The organism is Neisseria sp. HMSC078C12 (assembly GCF_001838065.1).
In the GTDB taxonomy this organism is placed as follows: domain Bacteria; phylum Pseudomonadota; class Gammaproteobacteria; order Burkholderiales; family Neisseriaceae; genus Neisseria.
The window spans coordinates 244,834-264,243 of record NZ_KV835611.1; the positions used below are offsets into that span (position 1 = coordinate 244,834).

Genomic DNA, 19,410 nt, shown 5'->3' on the forward strand with positions numbered 1-19,410 from the left:
CTGCTTTCACAATCGGGCTTTTAATTGGTGCCGGCACCAAGAGTCGAACTCGGGACCCCCTGATTACAAGTCAGGTGCTCTACCAACTGAGCTATACCGGCTTACTGAAATGCCTTGCAGCACCATCAGTCTTTAACTGGTGCCGGCACCAAGAGTCGAACTCGGGACCCCCTGATTACAAGTCAGGTGCTCTACCAACTGAGCTATACCGGCAAGGAAGTCGGCATTATGCCGATAAGTTCCCATCTTGGCAAGCATTTTAAAACAAAGTTACTCATGAAATTATAAAAACCAATGATTTTAAAGAAAATTAAATACATGCCTTATCTTCCAACCCAACACATTCAAAGGCCGTCTGAAAACCGCCCCAGCGCAAAACATCATGGTTTCTGTTAAAATAACGCCTTCTACATCTTTCCGTCTTTGCCCATGCCGCCCCGCCATCCTTACCGCCGCCTGCGCCCTGCCAAATCCCATCTGCCCGAAGTCGGCATTTCCGAAGAAGGCAATATCCGTTCCCTGCACTTGGGCAGCGACACCATCCAAAGCTCCATGAATGTCGATCATCCGTCCGAGCTGGTGTTGTCGTACAGCCGCGCCATGATGGGTTGGCTGCTGTTTGCAGAAACCCCGCCCAAACACATCACCCAAATCGGCTTGGGCGGCGGCTCGTTTGCCCGTTGGATAGACAGCTACCTACCCGATACCAAGCAAACCGCCGTGGACATCAATCCGCAAGTCATCGCCGTGGCGCGCAGCCTGTTTGAATTGCCGCACGAAGGCGAAAATTTTGAAATTATCGAGGCAGATGGCGCGGAATATATTAAAGTGTTCCGCCACAATACCGATGTAATTTTGGTAGATGGTTTTGACGGCGAACAGATTATCGATGCTTTAGTGGAAGAACCCTTCTTCCAAGACTGCCGCAATGCCCTTTCCCCCGACGGCGTATTTGTGACCAACTGGTGGAGCGGCGACCAGCGTTACCAACGTTTTGTCGAACGCCTGCTCAACGTCTTTGACGGCCGTGTGCTCGAACTGCCGGCCGAGAGCCACGGCAACGTAGCGGTCATGGCCTTCCAAAGCAGCCCTAAAGAACAAAATCTCGACAACCTGAAAAAACGCGCCGAAAAATTAAGCGAAAAATACGGCTTGGACTTCAAACGGATGCTTGCTGATTTGAAAGCCAACAATCAAAACAACGGCAAGAATTTTTATCTGTAAACCGCTTCAGGCCGTCTGAAAAAACAAACAAGGACACACTCATGCTCAAACCCGACATCATTCAAATCCCCGGCCCGGCCGGTTTGCTGGAAACCATCTACCTGCCAAGCACACAAGAATCCGCCCGCGGCGTCGCCGTCATCAACCACCCCAATCCCCTACAAGGCGGCACCAACACCAACAAAGTCATCCAAACTGCCGCCAAAACCCTCAGCCAACTCGGCTTCCATTGCTACCTGCCCAATTTGCGCGGCGTAGGCAATAGCGAAGGCGAACACGACTACGGCCGCGGCGAAACGCAAGACTGTATTGCCGTTATCGACTACGCCCGCGCGCAACATCCAGGCGCACCGCAATTCGCCCTGGCCGGCTTCTCATTCGGCGGCTACGTTTCCACCTTTGCCGCCCAAGAACGCACACCTGATTTGCTGTTGCTGATGGGCGCAGCCGTCCATCACTACAAAGACCGCCCGGAACCATCCGACGTTCCCGATGTCGCCAAAACATTGATGATCCATGGCGCGGAAGACGAAGTCGTCGAAATCAACAAAGCCCTGACATGGGCAGAACCCCAAGGCCTGCCTGTTGTGACCATTGCCGGTTCGTCCCACTTTTTCCACGGCAAACTCATCGTTTTGCGCGATACGATCACACGGTTCGCACCGGCTTTATTAGGTTAAAATCCGGCTACAAAATAAAACAAGGCCGTCTGAAAGCTTTTTCAGACGGCCTTGTTTGTATCTTAACATATCAATTCTGAGTCAACCAATACTGCAAACCAATCAAAGTCTTACCATCTTTGATTTCATCGTTTGCCAATGCAGCGCGCACCTCTTCCTTGCTCATCAAGACGGTTTCAGTAATTTCATCTTCATCATTGCTCAACTCGCTGCCCAGACGCACGCCTTGCGCTTGGTAGAGATACATTTTCTCATCACAAAAACCGACTGCCGTGTAAAAGCTGTACAACAATTTAACACTATCGGCAACGTATGGCGTTTCTTCCGCCAACTCACGCAAAGCGCATTCGGCAGGATCTTCGCCTGCAATATCCAATTTACCCGCCGGCAATTCCAACGTTGCCTGATCAGCGGCATAACGCCACTGGCGCACCAAAACAACTTTGCCGTCTTCCGTTTCCGCCAACACACACGCAGCACCCGGATGGCGGATCACAACCCGTTGGCTTTCATTGCCGTTGGGCAGGCGCACCCGATCGCGGCTGATGGTAACAAAAGAACCTTCGTAGATTGGCTCGCTGCTTAATTTAGTTTCTTTCAAATCCATTTTTTACCTCATTTCCAATTTATTGAATATTAAAGGCCGTCTGAAATCCTTTTTCAGACGGCATAGATAAGCCTTACTCCCGAACACGTTCAATCTCAATACCAACCTGCGCCACATCAGGCAAGATGCCCGGTTTCACAATACGGACGCGCACTTTGGCCGCACCAAAATCATTTAAAATCAATTGGGCGATATGTTCCGCCAACGTTTCCAGCAGTAAAAAATCCTGTTCAGCAAGGCTGCGGCGTACAACTTCACATACTTCACCATAATGGATGGTGTCGCCAATATCGTCGCTCGTGCCCGTACGCTCAGGAACACTGATTTCCAAATCCAAAATCAAAGTCTGTTTACGCTCGCGTTCCCAATCATATACGCCGATTAAAGTATCGGCTTTCATGCCGTACAAAAAGATTTTATCCATTTGCCTGTCCGTTTTTTTGATAGAATAACCATTCCCATTTTAAGTAAAGCACCCAAAATGTTCAATGTACTTGCCATTATTGCCGCCTATCTTATCGGCTCCCTGTCTTTTGCCGTCATCGTATCAAAATATTACGGCATGGACGATCCGCGCACTTACGGCTCCGGCAACCCCGGCGCCACCAACGTCTTGCGCAGCGGTAAGAAAAAAGCAGCCGCATTAACTTTGCTCGGCGATGCAGTAAAAGGCTTGGTTGCTGTCATCTTGGCGCGCTGTCTGCAAAATGCTTTAGATTTGTCGGATGCAACAATAGCCCTGGTTGCCATCTCCGCATTGGTCGGTCATATGTGGCCAATATTTTTCAATTTTAAAGGCGGCAAAGGTGTAGCTACCGCATTGGGCGTCTTGCTCGCCCTCTCTCCCGCAACCGCCCTGCTCTGCGCCTTGATTTGGCTGGTCATGGCGTTCGGTTTCAAAGTTTCCTCCCTCGCCGCACTGGTCGCCACCGTCTGCGCACCCATCTTCGCCTTCTTCATGATGCCGCACGCCTCTTGGGCATGGGCAACCGTATTCATTGCCGCATTGGTGTTATACCGCCATAAAAGCAATATTCAAAACCTGCTTCAAGGCAAAGAAAGCAAAATCGGAGATAAAGCCGGAAAATCTTAAAAGCGTAGATACAATCAATAAAAGGCCGTCTGAAGTCTATTTTTCAGACGGCCTTAATAGCTTTTATTCACACATAATCATTCAATCTTAATATACTCTACCGACAAAATCTCTATAACCTCCTGCCCTTCCGGCGTATTCAAGACAACTTCGTCGCCTTCGCGCGCTTTAATCAGGCTGCGTGCCAAAGGGGAAATCCATGAGATTTTGTTTTTAGCGGTATCGATTTCATCTACGCCGACGATTTTGACGGTTTGTTCTCGACCGTCTCCGCGCAGTAAGCCAACGGTTGCACCGAAGAAAATCTGGTCCGTGGCTTCGCGCGCTTCTGGATCGACGACGACGGCGGCTTCCAAGCGTTTGGTTAGGAAGCGGATACGGCGGTCAATTTCGCGCATGCGGCGTTTGCCGTAAAGATAGTCGCCATTTTCGCTGCGGTCGCCATTGCTTGCCGCCCAGTTAACGATTTGGACGATTTCCGGGCGTTCTTTGTTGACCAGATGATAAAGTTCGTCTTTCAATGCCTGCCAGCCGGTAGGCGTGATGTAATTTTTGGTTTCGGTACTCATGATGTGTTTAAAACATAATTAAAGGCCGCCTGAACGTTAATTTTCAGACGGCCTTTATTGTAAGTCAATTTACTTTATTCTTCATCATCGCTATCGCTGATACTGATGCTGTGTTCCATTTTGCTTGGATGTACTTTCAAGCCGCCGCAACCTGATTTTTCGGCGGAGAGGCGGTTTAGGTATGCTTCGTCGATATCGCCGGTTTGATAAACACCGTTGAAGCATGAAGAATCAAAGGATTCGATTTTTGGATTGAGTGCTTTGACTACTGCTTCCAAGTCTTCTAAGTTTTGGAAGACGATACCGTCCGCGCCAATTTCGGCTGCGATTTCTGCTGCGCTGCGACCGTTTGCAATCAGTTCTTCACGGGTCGGCATATCGATGCCGTACACATTCGGATAGCGCACTTCGGGAGCAGCAGAAGCAATGTAAACTTTGCGTGCGCCTGCAGCGCGTACCATTTCGACGATTTCACGGCTGGTCGTACCGCGCACAATGGAGTCATCCACCAATAAAACGCTCTTGCCGTTAAACTCGGTTTCCATCGGGCTGAGTTTTTGTCGTACTGATTTTTTGCGTGTTGCCTGGCCGGGCATAATAAAGGTGCGGCCGATGTAGCGGTTTTTAATCAGACCTTCGCGGTAAGGTTTTTCGAGATGGACGGCAAGCTCCATCGCGCTGGGTCGGCTGGTATCGGGAATAGGCATAACAACATCGATATCATCGACCGGCAGCTCGCGTTTGATTTTTTCTGCCAAAGATACACCCATATCCATACGGGACTGATAAACGGAAACGCCATCGATGACAGAGTCTGGGCGGGCAAAATAAACATATTCGAAAAGACAAGGGCTTAATTTGGCTTTATCGCTGCATTGACGGGAAATAATCGTACCGTCAAAACCAATAAATACGGCTTCGCCCGGCTGAATATCGCGTTCCAAATCATAGGCAAGCGCATTGAAGGCAACGGATTCGGAGGCAACGGCATAAGATTTTTTGCCGGATTCGTCAATTTGCGAACCCAAAACCAACGGACGGATACCGAAAGGATCTCGGAAAGCCAGCATGCCGTATCCTGCAATCATGGCTACTACGCCGTATGCGCCGCGCACCAAACGGTGTACTTCGGAAACAGCGTTGAAAATATTGTCGATGGTGAGTTGGTAAGGAACTGTATTTTTAGAGACTTCGCGGCGCAATTCATGCGCGAATACATTGAGTAATACTTCGGAATCTGAGCTGGTATTAACATGGCGCAGGTGTTTGTTGCATACATTCTCATACAGCTCTTCGGTATTGGTCAGATTGCCATTATGTGCCAAAACGATACCAAACGGAGAGCTGACATAGAAAGGCTGAGCCTCTGCGCTGCTGCCTGCATTGCCGGCAGTCGGATAGCGGACATGTGCGATGCCGGCATTACCTACCAAGTCGCGCATGTTTCGGGTACGGAACACTTCACGCACCATGCCTTTGCCTTTGTGCATATGAAACGTGCTACCCTCTGCAGTCACAATGCCTGCCGCATCCTGACCACGATGCTGTAGCATCTGCAGACCATCATACAGCAGCTGATTGACCGGCTCATGACTGACCAAACCTAATACACCACACATATCGAGACTCTCCGAGTTTTAGGGTTAAATGGGTAAGGCGTCATTATAAAATAATTTAGAGGAGTTTGCCCAAATTGTTGACAATATAATGCTACCTTCAGACAAATAAAAAACGGTTTCAAACGACCTTCAGGCCGTCTGAAACCGTTAACATTAATCATCCGCTTCCTCATGCGTATCTTCTTTTCCCGGCAGATACGGCATTGCGGCATCGGCAAGTGATTCAAAATACGGAATCGTATGGGAACTTTGCCACTCTTCCGTCTTCGGCAAATCGGTATGCGAAAAAACCATCACAGCCAGTGTTACCAAAATCACACCTTTCACTGCACCGAATACGCCGCCAAGCAAACGGTTGATGCTTCCCAGACCAACGGCAGACACCAAACTGCTTAACAGCGACCGTGCCAGTTTTTGCAACAGCCATGCCAGAAAAAACACAGCGGCAAAACCCATGGCAACCGCCAAAGCATGCGGCTCAACCGATTTAAAGACCACATCGGCAAACGGCACGGCAAGCGTTCTGGCAACAATAAACGACACGACCCACGCCACCATCGCCCCTGCTTCAGCAATAATCCCCCGCGTCAGCGAGATAATGATGCAGATAACGATGACGGCGGCAGCCAACAAATCGGCGACAGGCAAATTACTCACTGGTTACCTGACCGGCAATGCCATGTACACGCAATTTGTTCAAATCACGCTCGGCATCGCGTGCATTTTTATAACTGGCTGATTTCACGCGATACACCTTACCTTTATCGGTCATCACTTCAGTAATGGTCGAATCGATACCTGCCGCTTTCATTTTACGTTGCAGGCTTTGTGCGCGTTCTTTTTCAGCATAACCAGCCTGAATAGCGGCTTTTTTCGCAGGTTTGGCTTCTGCTGTTTCTTTTTCGGCTTTAGGCTTGGCTTTTTCAGACGGCTTCTCAGCAGTTTTTACCTTATCGGCTTTTTCAGCTTTGGCTGTTTCCGGTTTAGCCTTTTCATTTTTTGGTTTTTCAACTTTGGCTTCTGCTTTCTTAGCAGGTTCGGCCTTGTCTTTTACGCTGTCTTTGCTATTTTTGGCAGATTTACGCTCGGCAATGGCTTTCTCTGCCTTTTCCAATTGAGCTAATTTATTGCGCTCGGCAGCGGCTTCACGCTCTGCTTTTTCAGCACGCGCTTGAAGTGCGCGTTTTTTAGCGGCCAATGCGTTTTCTTTTTCATCCGCTTCCTGTTGGGCTTGTGCCTTGCGTGCCGCAGCACGTTGTTCTGCCTGACGTTGGCGGCGTTCTTCGGCTCGGCGTTCGGCAGCTTCGCGTTTGGCAGCCTCGGCGCGTTGAATACGCTCGGACTCTTCCAAACCTTTAATATTGCCGTCATCTAAAGTATCATTAATCAAAACCAACGGCTCGCCGACATCTTCGGGAGCAGATTCACGGCTCGGCTTCAGTACTTCGACCGGCGCATTGTCTTCTTCATCGCCGGCATTTTGCGGTTTATTTGGCGCTTCGGCATCCGCATGGCGGGCTGCCTCTTCAGCCATCGCGACATCCTCTTTATTCGGCTCTAGGACAACAGCCTTGCTGGGCTCATCCGCCGTTTTGACTTGAGTCTGACCGACAGGGGCTTCTTTAAACGGTGAATTTTTATCGTCGCCCGATGTCAGCGCCAGGCCGAACAGCATACCTGAAGCCACCACCAAGCCGGAGGCCAAAACCAAGCGGCGGCGGTTGCGGCGTTTGAGTTGTTCGTAACCGTCTAAATCGTATCCGTTTGGAGTTTCTTTTTGTTTATTGTCGGACATGATAATTTCCTCGTTAGTGTTCTTTCAAAACAGCCATTACATCGGCAACAGTATGGAATGAGCCGAAAACAACGATTCTATCATTTTCGGTTGCTTTCGCCAAAGCAGCGCGGTAGGCTGCGGCGACAGTTTCAAAAACCTTTACATTGTCGATGCCGTGTTCTGCCAATTTGGCCTGCAAAGCCTCCACAGTCATGCCGCGCGGTACATCTAAAGGCGCGATATTCCACTCGTCAAACTGGTCTTTAACGATTTCCAGCACGCCGTCAATATCTTTGTCGGACAACATACTGAATACGGCGGTACGTTTTTGGGCAAAGGCAAGGTTAATCAGGCTGCGGCGCAAAGCACGGGCTGCGTGCGGATTGTGGCCGACATCCAAGACCACCAGCGGACGGCCGGGCAAAACTTGGAAACGTCCAGGATTCTCAACCAACAGCAAACCGCGTTTAATCGCGCCGATGTCAACGGGCAGCTGATTGTTCAGACACTCTAAAACAGTCAGTGCGCACGCGGCATTGGACAACTGATACGCGCCGCGCAAAGCAGGAAACGGCAAGGAATTGCGGTTACGGCTTTGGCCGTCTGAAGATTGCGGATGGAAGCGGTAGTTCCACTGCACGCTTTCCATTGACGCAAAATCAAAATCTCGCTGAACCATCAACAGTTTTGCGCCAATTTCTTCTGCATGTTTGACCAATGATTCAGGCGCGGGATTCTGACCGCACACGGCAGGTTTGCCGCTACGGAACACGCCAGCTTTTTCAAAACCGACCTGCTCAACGGTATCGCCCAAAAATGCCTGATGATCCAAATCCACGCTGGTAACGACCGAACAGTCGCCATCGAATACATTCACGGCATCCAATCGTCCGCCCAAACCGACTTCCAAAATCATTACGTCCACATTTTCACGCATGAAAATATCGACGGCAGCCAAAGCATTAAACTCAAAATACGTCAGCGAAATTTCGCCTCGCGCCGCTTCGATGCGCTCAAATGAGGAAACAATCAAGTCATCTGAAACCGGCTGAGTGTTGATGGCGATTCGTTCGTTGTAACGCAGAAGGTGCGGACTGGTCAGCGTACCGACTTTAAAACCGGCTTCTTTATAAATATGCGACAAATAGGCGCATACGGAGCCTTTGCCATTGGTACCCGCCACCACGACGACAGGACACTGCGGCACCAAATTCATGCGTTTTTTCACTTCTCCCACGCGCTCCAAGCCCATATCGATCAAGCCGGAACTATGGGCAGTCTCCAAATGAGAAAGCCAGTCTTGTAATGTTTTCATTGTATTGATCGCTTCAAAAGGCCGTCTGAAACAGCCGTTTAATCCATATCTGCCGCAAGTTCTACTTTGTCTTCTTTTTCCCGACACCAGCGCGCCCATACTTTCAGACGGCGGTAGGCATCACGGTCGGCCATATCGGGCAAGATGCAGTGTTTGACCATTTTTCCGTCAACATTCCATTGCAAAAACAAAGCGTAAACCGTCAACATACTGCTGTCTTGCAAAACCGCGCTTCTTCCCTCTTCCTCGCCATTCAAGTAAACCGTCGCACGGTATTGGCGGTCGATGATGATTTTTCTGACCGCATTTCGAGTCTGAAAATTAACGCTGTGCCAAGCATAGGCAAAACTGCCGGCCAACGCCGCCAAACCCAGCCACATCATCCAGCCGTAAAACTCTGCAAGGCATAAGGCCAACGCCGAAAGGTGTAAGAAGACAATCAGAATTTTCAAAGAACGCGAGGGCTTTAAGGCCGTCTGAAAACTTCGCACGGCTTTACATCATATTGTCGAAAACAGGCGTAATGTTCAATTCCGCCTCTTCCATATCCAAAACCATATCGTGGATTTCGGTATCGAAAAATTCCCAAAAAGCCTTCAGGCTCATATCTTGCGGCCATTTGCTTTTATCGATGTCCCAGCCGGCCAATTCGGCTTCAAAAATCTGCTGGTAGCGTTCGTCAAAATAGGAAATGACAGATTCGGGTTCGTCAAATTGCGGCACCAGGAATACGGAACAGTTGGTGCGCAGTTGCTCGATGGTCAAATCGGGCATATTCTCATCGGATGACTTCAACCATTCCAAAAAACGGGCGGTCGGCTTCAGCACGACAGCAGTACGGTCAACAAAATACATAATGTTCAACTTTCAAAATCATTCAAACCGATCATGCCGTCTGAAATTTCAGACGGCCTAAGTTTAATGTGTCATCACCTGTTGCAGGAATTGTTTGGCACGCTCGTGTTTCGGATTAGTAAAAAACTCTTCAGGCGTTTCATCTTCCAGAATCTGGCCTTTATCGACAAAAATCACACGGTCGGCGACTTCGCGCGCAAAACCCATTTCATGGGTTACACACATCATCGTCATGCCGCTTTCCGCCAAGTCTTTCATCACTTTTAATACTTCGCCGACCATTTCAGGGTCAAGCGCAGAAGTCGGCTCGTCAAACAACATCACGCGCGGCTCCATCGCCAAACCGCGTGCAATCGCCACACGCTGCTGCTGACCGCCGGAAAGCTGGCCGGGCAGCGCGTCTTTTTTATGCGCCAAGCCGACGCGTTCCAAAAGCTCCATTGCTTTCTTTTCCGCCTCTTCACGGCTTTGGTTTTTCACTTTCATCGGAGAAAGAATAATGTTTTCCAAGACAGTCAAATGCGGATACAGATTGAACCCTTGGAACACAAAGCCCACTTCTTCGCGCACTTTGTTCAAATCGGTTTTCGGATCGGCAACATTGATGCCGTCCACCCAAATCTCGCCACTTTCAATGCGCTCGAGTTGGTTTACCGTACGAATCAACGTCGATTTGCCACTGCCCGAAGGGCCGCATACAACGACCACTTCGCCTTGTTTGACTTCCAGATTCACGCCGTTGATAACGTGCAAATCTTTAAAATGTTTGTGTACATTTTTGAATTTAATCATGTTTATTTGACATTCTCTAAAATTGACCAGATTTTGGACGGCCTGTTTTTAATCTGTTTGGCGTAATGCTCGATTTTCTCACTGTTGTCCTTGGTATAAATGCCGCGACACAATATATCCAGTGCATCTTTGTTCAAGTCGCCATAACGGTTGTTGGTATATACCGACAGGATGCAGGCTTTCAGGGGATGGAAGGGAACGCCGTATTTCTGCGCATTACCCCGATTTCCAAACAGCCATGCGGTATCTGCTAAAGCTGCGTAGTTGCTCAAAGCTGCCGCTTTAAATAATTTTTCTTTGATCAGCGGATAATTTTTCTGCTTCTGATTTTCCAGTTTGAACACTTCATCCATCAATTTTTGTGAACCGTTGGGCGCAAGCTCTTCTTCTAAAGCTGTTTTATCATATTCGGCTTCAATATCGTCAAGTAAGTCTTGTGCCGCTCCCTCGCCGTTTTCTGCAGCTTTTTTCAGCCAATAATAAAACTCGCTTTCTTTGAGGTTTACAGGGTCTGTTGTCATTTCCAGCTGCATGGCCAGCAGATATTGCGCTTCAGCATCGCCGGCTTTTGCTTTGCGCCGCAGGTTTTCTTCTCCGCCGGTGCTTAATGCAAATGCCGTACCGGTAATAAATACAACCAACCCACACCAGACATATTTTTTCAACATTCCGTCCCCAACCTTTCAGACGGCCTTTTGAACCAGATAATTGCTCAATTCCACATATTTCTCAGCGGCAATGTGTTCTGCCCTGTCTTGCGGATTGATACCGACTGCCTGCAAATCATCATCGCCGGCAAGTTCCTTCAAATTATTGCGTATGGTTTTGCGGCGTTGATGGAAAGCCAGTTTCACCAGTTTGGCAAAATGTTCAAAATCTTCCGCTTTACCGATGCGGTGTTTCACCGGAATCATGCGAACGACGGCCGAGTCAACCTTCGGCGCAGGATCAAAGGACTCGGGCGGTACTTCAATCAACATTTCCATATCAAAGAAATATTGCAGCATGACGCCCAGACGGCCATAGTCGTTGGTTTTCGGCTGCGCCACCATGCGTTCGACTACTTCTTTTTGCAGCATAAAGTGCATATCGATCACATCGTCTGCCACTTCACTCAATCGGAACAAAAGCGGCGTGGAAATATTGTACGGCAGATTGCCGACAATTTTTTTCTTGCCTTCAATGCTGTTGAAATCAAACTGCAATACATCGCCTTCGTGTATCACCAATTTATCTGCAAACGGCAAGGTTTTCAAACGGCGTACGATGTCGCGGTCGATTTCGCAAACATGCAGGCGGTTGAGTTTTTTCGCCAAAGGCTCGGTAATGGCAGCCAAGCCCGGGCCGATTTCAATCACGATATCATCGGGCTGCGGTCTGACTGCGTTGACAATATCGCTAATAATCCTCGTATCCTGCAAAAAATTCTGCCCGAAGCGTTTCCGGGCCTTATGTTCTTTCATATCTTTCTTCAAGCAAGCTGTTTTAAGGCAGTATTGTAACTGAAACAAGCGTTTTTGTCGGCACGCTTTCAGACGGCATTTGCCTAATTTTAAGCAAACGGCGGCGCTTCCAAACCCAGAGATTTCAGTAGTTGCGCAGTCTCATAAACCGGCAAACCCATCACGCCGGTAAAACTGCCCTGCAAATGCTCGACAAATACGCCGCCCAAGCCCTGAATCCCATACGCACCGGCTTTGTCCATCGGCTCGCCGCTGGCAACATAGGCTGCAACCTCCTCAGCCGTCAACGTTTTAAAGCGCACTTCGCTCGTCTGTACCACATCATGGCGCACACCTTGCCAGTAAACGCATACAGCCGTCAGCACTTGATGCGTCCGTCCGGACAAACGTTCCAGCATATCGACCGCATCCGCCTCGGATTCCGGCTTGCCCAAAATAGCCGCACCATCCGCCACCGTCGTATCCGCCGTCAATACAGCAAACTCAGGCTCGTGATCATGAGCTGCAAACCATTGCGCCACCGCCGCCTGATTTTTCTCGCAGGCCATACGGCGCACATACTCCAGCGCGGCTTCGCTTTCTTTAGGGGTTTCATCGATATCCGCTGGGAGGCGGTGTACCGTGAAACCCAAATTTTCCAAAATCTCACGACGGCGCGGACTGCCCGAAGCCAGATAAATTGCGTTCATTGTATTGGTTTTCCTTATTTTGAAATTTTATGCTGACCGGACAGGCGGACATAATGCGCAGAGGAATACGTCAAAAATGCCTTTTCCTCATCCGTCAGCGGCCGCACTTGTCTCACAGGCGAGCCGACGTATAAAAAACCACTTTCCAAACGCTTGCGCGGCGGCACCAAACTGCCCGCACCTATCATCACATCATCTTCGACAACCGTATCGTCCAAAATAATCGAACCCATGCCCACCAACACACGATTCCCAATTCGGCAGCCATGCAGCATGACCTTATGCCCAATCGTCACATCATCGCCGATAATCAAAGGCGAACCGTCAGGCTTCGCCGCATTCTTATGCGACACGTGCAAAACGCTGCCGTCCTGCACATTGCTGCGCTTGCCGATAGAAATGCTGTTCACATCGCCACGCAACACGGCATAAGGCCAAACGGATACATCTTCCGCCAGCGACACTTCGCCAATCACAACCGAAGTCTCATCTATAAAACAAGACTCATCAACCGACGGCACATAATCCAAAAACGCACGAATAGGGTTTGCCATTTCCAATATCCTTTTCTCAAAACCAAAACTGATCAGGCCGTCTGAAAACACGGCGTAAAACGATTTTATACTACAACCATACTAAATCAAGCCAGAAAATCATCAAAAGGCCGTCTGAAACAGCTTTCAGACGGCCTTTCATCATAAACCTTTATCTTGGCTCACCATTATTTATCATTAGCGCCTCATCCATCTTTTATGGAATAATCGTCTTCATTTGATTGATGGAGAAGCCGATGGAGACACGTTCGGGAAATTATGCAGCGCCCCTATTGGTCGTCGGCTGCGTCATCTTCGGCTTGGGCAGTTTGATCGTCAAATTTGTCGATGTCGGCTCTTATGCCATCGCATTCTGGCGTTTGCTGATTGCCGCCCCTATATTTTTTCTGCTCGGACGTTTTTTCAGGCAAAAAATGCCCACAAAAAGAAAAACGGTTGGCTACGCACTCTTATCCGGTGTCTTCCTCGCATTCGACCTTGCCCTTTGGCACGAAAGCATTCACGCCGTAGGCCCGGGCATTTCCACCTTGCTCAACAGCCTGCAGATTTTCTTTTTAGCCGCCATCGGCTTCTTCTTTTATTCAGAACGTCTAAGCACCTTACAAATTTTAAGTTTGATATTAGCCACCATAGGCGTAGCCTTAATCGGCAGCCCGGAGTTCGGTCATAACGACAACACCGCATGGGGATTTGTCAGCGGCGTAGTATCCGGCGCCATGCTGGCCCTGTCTATGGTTTTCGTACGCAAAACCCATGAGCAGGAAAAAGTCGGTTTGTTTCCGCTGATGATGATTTTAAGCTTCGGCGGTGCAATAGCTTTGGTCATCCCATCGCTGCTATTCGATGCCGCCCATCTATATCCTAAGACTTTAAACGATGTGATTCTAGTCTCCATCTACGGCATCGTTATGCAATGCTTCGCTTGGGCATTGATTGCTTATGCCATCCCGCTTTTATCCTTGTCACTAACCGGCCTACTACTGCTCTCCGAACCAGTCGCCGCCATGTTGATCGATTATTTCTGGCTGGATAAACCGATTAATACCGTCCAATGGAGCGGCGCCACTTTGACTTTATTGGCGATTTATTTGGGTTCGTTAAAAGACAAAAAATAGATACAAAAAAGGCCGTCTGAAAAATTTCAGACGGCCTTTTAATCTGTTTATTGCTTATTGGATGCTGGTACCGATACGGCTGAGTTCGCCAAAGTTCATCCAAACAAAGAAGGCTTTACCGACAATCAACTTATCATCGACAAATCCCCAGTAACGAGAATCAGCGCTGTTGTCGCGGTTGTCGCCCATCGCGAAATAACGGCCTTCTGGAACTTTACAGATAAAGCCATTGCCGTCTTCTGCGTATTCGCAATTTTCCAAACCGCTTGTTTCAAGCGAGTAATTGCTTTCAGGCATCACTTCGGAGGTGTATTTGTTCAATACAGCAATGGATACGGAAGGTTGACCGGCTTCTTTGACCACGTCAAAGTTTTTGCCGTTCAAGGCCGTCTGAAAACGCTCAAGCGTATGAATCATAGACGGATCGGTATCATCTGCGTATTGATAATTGCCGTTTGGTTTTTCGGGAATAATTTCACCGTTAACAGTCAAAACCTTATCACGATATTCCACAACATCGCCCGGAATACCGACGATACGTTTGATGTAATTCATCTCTGGCTGAAGCGGGTAATTGAACACCACGACATCGCCTCGGGCAATATTGCCGACAGGAATAATGACCTTATTCAAAATTGGCAGGCGGATACCGTAAGAGAATTTGTTTACCAAGATAAAATCGCCTTTGACCAAGCCCGGACGCATGGAGCTGGACGGAATTTGGAACGGCTCGGCAATAAAGCTGCGCAATACAAAGATAACTAAGATGATAGGGAAAAATCCGCCCATGTAGTCGGTAAAATGCGCATTGTCTTCGCCGGTCTCGCTTTTTTTCAGACGGCCTTTATGGATTGCCCAAACCATGCCGGTAAACACGACAAACACCAGCAATACGGCGGTAAAGCTCATAAAATCGGACAAAATGCCGAATACACCAACCATGCACAGGAGGTAACTCCATTGCAGGCCGGAGCTCCATTCGCCGTTTTCCTGACGCTCTTTGCTGCTTTTGAAGTTAAGGACCAAGCCGGCCAACAGTACAACGATTGCGCCTAAAGTCAGATTTATACTCATTATTTATCACTCACTTGCAGAATTGCCAAGAATGCGCTTTGCGGGATTTCCACGTTGCCCACTTGTTTCATGCGGCGCTTACCTGCTTTTTGTTTTTCGAGAAGTTTTTTCTTACGCGTAATATCGCCGCCGTAACATTTCGCCAAAACGTTTTTACGCAGGGCTTTGACGTTTTCGCGGGCGATAATCTGGCTGCCGATGGCGGCTTGTACGGCGATGTCGAACATTTGGCGCGGAATCAGTTCGCGCATTTTCGCTGCCAGCTCGCGGCCTCGGTGAACCGCGCTTTGACGGTGGACAATCAGGCTCAAGGCATCGACTTTTTCGCCGTTGACCATAATGTCGAGCTTAATCAAATCAGACGGTTGGAACTCTTTGAAATGGTAGTCCAGCGAAGCATAGCCGCGCGAAGTGGATTTGAGTTTATCGAAGAAGTCCATTACAACTTCGTTCATCGGCAAATCGTAAGTCAGCATGACTTGACGGCCCATGTACTGCATATTGACCTGTACGCCGCGCTTTTGATTACACAAAGTCATGACGTTGCCGACGTATTCCTGCGGCACGAGGATGGTCGCGGTAATAATCGGCTCGAGAATGGTTTCGATGCTGCCGATGTCGGGCAGTTTGGACGGGTTTTCGACTTCGATTTTTTCGCCGCTCTTCAATACGACTTCGTAAACCACCGTCGGCGCGGTGGTAATCAAATCCATGTCGAACTCGCGCTCCAAGCGTTCTTGTACGATTTCCAAGTGCAGCAGACCCAAGAAGCCGCAGCGGAAGCCAAATCCCAATGCTTGGGAAACTTCAGGCTCAAATTTCAACGAAGCATCGTTCAGCTGCAATTTTTCCAAAGCATCGCGTAGAGCTTCGTAGTCGTGACTTTCCACAGGATAGAGACCCGCAAATACTTGGCTTTGTACTTCTTGGAAGCCGGGCAGCGGCTCAGAGGCAGGGTTGGCAACCAAAGTAACCGTATCGCCGACTTTCGCCTGACCCAATTCTTTCACGCCGGTAATCAGAAAACCCACTTCGCCGGCTTTGAGTTCTTGTTTTTGAACCGATTTCGGTGTGAATACGCCCAACTGCTCGACCTGTGTTTCCGCCTTGGTGCTCATAAAGCGCACTTTGTCTTTCAGCTTGATGGTGCCGTTTTTCACACGAATCAGCATAACTACGCCGACGTAGTTGTCAAACCACGAATCGACGATAACGGCTTGCAGCGGCGCATTTTCATCGCCTGTCGGCGCGGGGATTTTGGCAACGATTTCTTCCAAAACGTCTTCCACGCCGATACCGCTTTTGGCGGAACATTGCACCGCGCCGACGGCATCGATGCCGATGATGTCTTCGATTTCCTGTTCCACGCGTTCGGGGTCGGCGGCGGGCAGGTCGATTTTGTTCAAAACAGGCACGACTTCCACACCCAAATCAATCGCGGTGTAGCAGTTCGCCACGGTTTGCGCTTCTACGCCTTGAGACGCGTCAACGACCAAAAGCGCACCTTCGCAGGCAGACAGCGAACGGGAGACTTCGTAAGAGAAGTCGACGTGTCCCGGAGTATCAATCAGATTAAGCTGATACACCTGCCCGTCGCGTGCTTTGTAGTTGAGTGCGGCGGTTTGCGCTTTGATGGTGATGCCGCGCTCTTTTTCGATGTCCATGGAATCGAGCACCTGCGTGCTCATTTCGCGCAAATCCAAACCGCCGCAGTATTGGATGAAACGGTCGGCAAGCGTCGATTTACCGTGGTCGATGTGGGCAATAATGGAGAAATTCCGTATGTTTTTCATATTGTTATTAAGATAAATGCAATTAAAGGCTGAAAGGCCGTCTGAAAAAACAGGGATTCGGTTTTCAGACGGCCTTAGAATAAGGTTGAATCGTTCCGTATTCTAACGGAAATTCAACGTTTCTGCATGATTTTATAGCGATTTGACAATCTCGGTAACCATCTTCGCCGAGCTGACGGCCGCCGTTTTCAAAAACTCTTCAAAGCTGATATCCGCTTTCTCATCTGCCGAATCGGATACGGCACGAATAATCACAAACGGCACTTCCAACTGGTGACAGGTCTGCGCAATCGCCGCAGCTTCCATTTCTACTGCTTTAACGTCAGGGAAATGGCTGCGAATTTCCGCTACAACTTCGCTGCTGTGCACAAAACGGTCGCCACTAACAATCAGGCCTTGAGTTACGGCCGCACCTTCAAACACTTGCGCCGCCTTTTCTGCTTGGCGAATCAAGTTTGACTCCGATGCAAACACGGCAGGAAGTTGCGGCACCTGCCCCCAAACATAACCAAAAGCCGTTACGTCAACATCATGATGCGCCACAGTTTCGCCGATGACCACATCGCCAACCTTCAGCCCTTTGCCCAAACCGCCTGCGCTGCCGGTATTGATGACGCAATCCGGTGCAAACTGATGAATAACCCAAGAAGTCGAAACCGCCGCATTGACCTTACCGATACCGCTCAAAACCAAAACCATGCGTTTTCCGGCCAATTCGCCTTCATAAGCCGAGAATTTACCGAAGGACACATGCTTGACATTGGCCATGCTTTCACGCAAAAGCTTGATTTCCTGTTCCATTGCGCCGACCACGGCAATTGTTTGTGCTGACATCTCATTACCTTTCCATTCACTAATCGGGCAACATTATAACAGCAGAATTTAAAATCACAGGGATGCTGAAAAATCTGCTATATTCCCAGCACGACACTCAATTTAAAACAGATTGACGCTCGAGCTGGCAAACAGCAAATAATGGTTACTTCTGTTACAATTATTCTCAATAAAATAACTCAATTTTAAATACCTGAATTCTTATGTTTGACGAAAATACTCCGGACGCAAAAGAAGAATTGTTCGCTTGGCTACGCCATATGAACAAATACAAAGGCTCCGACCTTTTCATTACCACCAATTTCCCGCCAGCCATGAAAGTGGACGGCAAAATCATGCGGTTGACCGATGAGCCGTTAAGCGCTGAAAAATGTATGGAAATCGCTTTTTCGATTATGTCTTCCAAACAAATCGAAGAATTTTCTACCACCAACGAATGCAATTTCGCCATCAGCCTGCCCGACACCAGCCGCTTCCGTGTCAATGCCATGGTTCAACGTGGCGCAACTGCTTTGGTGTTCCGCTCTATTACCAGCAATATCCCTAAATTTGAAACGCTCAATCTGCCACCGATTCTGAAAGACATCGCCCTCAGAAAACGCGGTCTGGTTATTTTTGTCGGCGGTACAGGTTCGGGCAAGTCCACTTCCCTCGCCTCCCTTATCGACTATCGAAACGAAAACAGCTTCGACCACATTATCACCATCGAAGATCCGATTGAATTTATCCACCAACATAAAAACTGCATTATCACCCAACGCGAAATCGGCGTGGATACCGAAAATTGGCCGATTGCACTGAAAAATACCCTGCGCCAAGCACCGGATGTCATTCTGATTGGCGAAATCCGCGACCGCGAGACCATGGACTACGCCATTGCCTTCGCAGAAACCGGCCATTTGTGTATGGCAACACTGCACGCCAACAGCACCAACCAAGCACTCGACCGCATCATCAACTTCTTCCCCGAAGAGCGCCGTACCCAGTTACTGACCGACTTATCGCTCAACCTGCAAGCCTTTATTTCCCAACGACTGATTCCCCGTGAAAGCGGCCGGGGTCGCGTTGCGGCGGTCGAAGTTTTGCTCAATTCTCCGATTATTGCCGACTTGATTCAAAAAGGTGAAGTCCACAATATCAAAGAAATGATGAAAAAATCAACCGGCATGGGCATGATCACTTTTGACCAAGCCTTGTATGATTTGTATGAAAACGGCGATATCAGCTATCAAGATGCCATTAAAAATGCCGACTCTGCCCATGATTTGCGCCTAGATATTCAATTAAGAAGCCGTCGCGCACAAAATGCCGGCCCGGATTTAGAATTGATTTAAAAGTAAAAGCTTCAAAGTATAAA

The 19,410-nt window shown here is 48.8% G+C and carries 22 protein-coding genes and 2 tRNA genes; 5 read left to right on the top strand and 19 right to left on the bottom strand.

Annotation, left to right across the window (positions count from 1 at the left end):
* Positions 1–25: 25 nt before the first annotated feature.
* Together HMPREF2596_RS07875 and HMPREF2596_RS07880 are read right to left on the bottom strand one after the other, a co-directional pair.
* Positions 26–101 (bottom strand) — tRNA-Thr (locus HMPREF2596_RS07875).
* Positions 102–137: 36 nt separating this feature from the next.
* Positions 138–213, bottom strand: a tRNA-Thr gene (locus tag HMPREF2596_RS07880).
* A 216-nt stretch (positions 214–429) separates the two neighbouring features.
* Between HMPREF2596_RS07880 and HMPREF2596_RS07885 the strand changes: the two genes are divergently transcribed.
* On the top strand, positions 430–1,224 hold the full coding sequence (locus HMPREF2596_RS07885) for a polyamine aminopropyltransferase (protein ID WP_070695507.1): 795 nt from the start codon (positions 430–432) through the stop codon (positions 1,222–1,224).
* A gap of 41 nt (positions 1,225–1,265) precedes the next feature.
* Positions 1,266–1,904: an alpha/beta hydrolase gene (locus tag HMPREF2596_RS07890; RefSeq protein ID WP_070850641.1), complete on the top strand. Its 639-nt coding sequence runs from the start codon at positions 1,266–1,268 to the stop codon at positions 1,902–1,904.
* Positions 1,905–1,974: 70 nt separating this feature from the next.
* On the opposite strand, the gene HMPREF2596_RS07895 is transcribed toward HMPREF2596_RS07890, so the two are convergent.
* Both HMPREF2596_RS07895 and folB read right to left on the bottom strand, forming a co-directional pair.
* Positions 1,975–2,511 carry an NUDIX hydrolase gene (locus HMPREF2596_RS07895; RefSeq protein WP_036490481.1) on the bottom strand — a complete coding sequence of 179 codons (537 nt, stop codon included), beginning with the start codon at positions 2,509–2,511 and terminating at the stop codon, positions 1,975–1,977.
* Positions 2,512–2,584: 73 nt separating this feature from the next.
* Positions 2,585–2,935: a dihydroneopterin aldolase gene (folB, locus tag HMPREF2596_RS07900; protein WP_070850642.1), complete on the bottom strand. Its 351-nt coding sequence runs from the start codon at positions 2,933–2,935 to the stop codon at positions 2,585–2,587.
* Positions 2,936–2,992: 57 nt separating this feature from the next.
* Between folB and plsY the strand changes: the two genes are divergently transcribed.
* The gene (plsY, locus tag HMPREF2596_RS07905) at positions 2,993–3,604 is read left to right on the top strand and encodes a glycerol-3-phosphate 1-O-acyltransferase PlsY (protein ID WP_070850643.1); all 612 of its coding nucleotides are present in this window, start codon (positions 2,993–2,995) and stop codon (positions 3,602–3,604) included.
* Between the two features lie 77 nt (positions 3,605–3,681).
* On the opposite strand, the gene greB is transcribed toward plsY, so the two are convergent.
* The 12 genes from greB to HMPREF2596_RS07965 all read right to left on the bottom strand — a co-directional run bounded on the left by greB (position 3,682) and on the right by HMPREF2596_RS07965 (position 13,237).
* The gene (gene greB / locus HMPREF2596_RS07910) at positions 3,682–4,173 is read right to left on the bottom strand and encodes a transcription elongation factor GreB (protein WP_049322920.1); all 492 of its coding nucleotides are present in this window, start codon (positions 4,171–4,173) and stop codon (positions 3,682–3,684) included.
* 74 nt (positions 4,174–4,247) lie between these two features.
* Positions 4,248–5,792 carry an amidophosphoribosyltransferase gene (purF, locus tag HMPREF2596_RS07915; RefSeq protein WP_003747218.1) on the bottom strand — a complete coding sequence of 515 codons (1,545 nt, stop codon included), beginning with the start codon at positions 5,790–5,792 and terminating at the stop codon, positions 4,248–4,250.
* A 153-nt stretch (positions 5,793–5,945) separates the two neighbouring features.
* Complete coding sequence (locus tag HMPREF2596_RS07920) at positions 5,946–6,449, bottom strand: CvpA family protein (RefSeq protein WP_070850644.1); 504 nt, start codon at positions 6,447–6,449, stop codon at positions 5,946–5,948.
* Positions 6,442–7,587 carry a cell division protein FtsN gene (ftsN, locus tag HMPREF2596_RS07925; RefSeq protein WP_070850645.1) on the bottom strand — a complete coding sequence of 382 codons (1,146 nt, stop codon included), beginning with the start codon at positions 7,585–7,587 and terminating at the stop codon, positions 6,442–6,444. Before ftsN ends, HMPREF2596_RS07920 begins: the two co-directional genes overlap by 8 nt.
* 13 nt (positions 7,588–7,600) lie before the next feature.
* Positions 7,601–8,884 (bottom strand): bifunctional tetrahydrofolate synthase/dihydrofolate synthase, encoded by a 1,284-nt coding sequence (gene folC, locus HMPREF2596_RS07930; protein ID WP_070850646.1) that lies wholly within the window; start codon positions 8,882–8,884, stop codon positions 7,601–7,603.
* Between the two features lie 38 nt (positions 8,885–8,922).
* The gene (locus tag HMPREF2596_RS07935) at positions 8,923–9,375 is read right to left on the bottom strand and encodes a protein YgfX (protein ID WP_070850647.1); all 453 of its coding nucleotides are present in this window, start codon (positions 9,373–9,375) and stop codon (positions 8,923–8,925) included.
* Between the two features lie 4 nt (positions 9,376–9,379).
* Entirely contained in the window at positions 9,380–9,739 is a 360-nt protein-coding gene (locus HMPREF2596_RS07940) for a hypothetical protein (protein WP_049322913.1), read from the bottom strand.
* A gap of 63 nt (positions 9,740–9,802) precedes the next feature.
* The gene (locus HMPREF2596_RS07945; protein WP_003747231.1) at positions 9,803–10,531 is read right to left on the bottom strand and encodes an amino acid ABC transporter ATP-binding protein; all 729 of its coding nucleotides are present in this window, start codon (positions 10,529–10,531) and stop codon (positions 9,803–9,805) included.
* A gap of 2 nt (positions 10,532–10,533) precedes the next feature.
* The gene (locus HMPREF2596_RS07950) at positions 10,534–11,199 is read right to left on the bottom strand and encodes an SEL1-like repeat protein (RefSeq protein ID WP_070850648.1); all 666 of its coding nucleotides are present in this window, start codon (positions 11,197–11,199) and stop codon (positions 10,534–10,536) included.
* A 15-nt stretch (positions 11,200–11,214) separates the two neighbouring features.
* The gene (gene rsmA, locus HMPREF2596_RS07955) at positions 11,215–11,994 is read right to left on the bottom strand and encodes a 16S rRNA (adenine(1518)-N(6)/adenine(1519)-N(6))-dimethyltransferase RsmA (RefSeq protein WP_036490462.1); all 780 of its coding nucleotides are present in this window, start codon (positions 11,992–11,994) and stop codon (positions 11,215–11,217) included.
* An 89-nt stretch (positions 11,995–12,083) separates the two neighbouring features.
* Positions 12,084–12,683 (bottom strand): Maf family protein, encoded by a 600-nt coding sequence (locus HMPREF2596_RS07960; protein WP_070850649.1) that lies wholly within the window; start codon positions 12,681–12,683, stop codon positions 12,084–12,086.
* 14 nt (positions 12,684–12,697) lie between these two features.
* Positions 12,698–13,237: a gamma carbonic anhydrase family protein gene (locus HMPREF2596_RS07965; protein WP_049322909.1), complete on the bottom strand. Its 540-nt coding sequence runs from the start codon at positions 13,235–13,237 to the stop codon at positions 12,698–12,700.
* 236 nt (positions 13,238–13,473) lie between these two features.
* On the opposite strand from HMPREF2596_RS07965, the gene HMPREF2596_RS07970 reads away from it, so the two are divergent.
* Positions 13,474–14,352, top strand: a complete 879-nt coding sequence (locus HMPREF2596_RS07970) for a DMT family transporter (RefSeq protein WP_114139671.1) — start codon at positions 13,474–13,476, stop codon at positions 14,350–14,352.
* Between the two features lie 54 nt (positions 14,353–14,406).
* Here the strand turns inward: HMPREF2596_RS07970 and lepB are convergent, their stop codons facing one another.
* The 3 genes from lepB to HMPREF2596_RS07985 all read right to left on the bottom strand — a co-directional run bounded on the left by lepB (position 14,407) and on the right by HMPREF2596_RS07985 (position 18,053).
* Positions 14,407–15,426, bottom strand: a complete 1,020-nt coding sequence (gene lepB, locus HMPREF2596_RS07975) for a signal peptidase I (protein WP_070850651.1) — start codon at positions 15,424–15,426, stop codon at positions 14,407–14,409.
* A complete protein-coding gene (gene lepA, locus HMPREF2596_RS07980) occupies positions 15,426–17,219 on the bottom strand; it encodes a translation elongation factor 4 (RefSeq protein WP_036490455.1) in 1,794 nt (597 codons plus the stop codon). Before lepA ends, lepB begins: the two co-directional genes overlap by 1 nt.
* Before the next feature lie 132 nt (positions 17,220–17,351).
* Positions 17,352–18,053: a 5'-methylthioadenosine/adenosylhomocysteine nucleosidase gene (locus tag HMPREF2596_RS07985; protein WP_070850652.1), complete on the bottom strand. Its 702-nt coding sequence runs from the start codon at positions 18,051–18,053 to the stop codon at positions 17,352–17,354.
* Positions 18,054–18,256: 203 nt separating this feature from the next.
* On the opposite strand from HMPREF2596_RS07985, the gene HMPREF2596_RS07990 reads away from it, so the two are divergent.
* Positions 18,257–19,387, top strand: a complete 1,131-nt coding sequence (locus HMPREF2596_RS07990) for a PilT/PilU family type 4a pilus ATPase (RefSeq protein ID WP_070850653.1) — start codon at positions 18,257–18,259, stop codon at positions 19,385–19,387.
* Positions 19,388–19,410 lie beyond the last annotated feature (23 nt).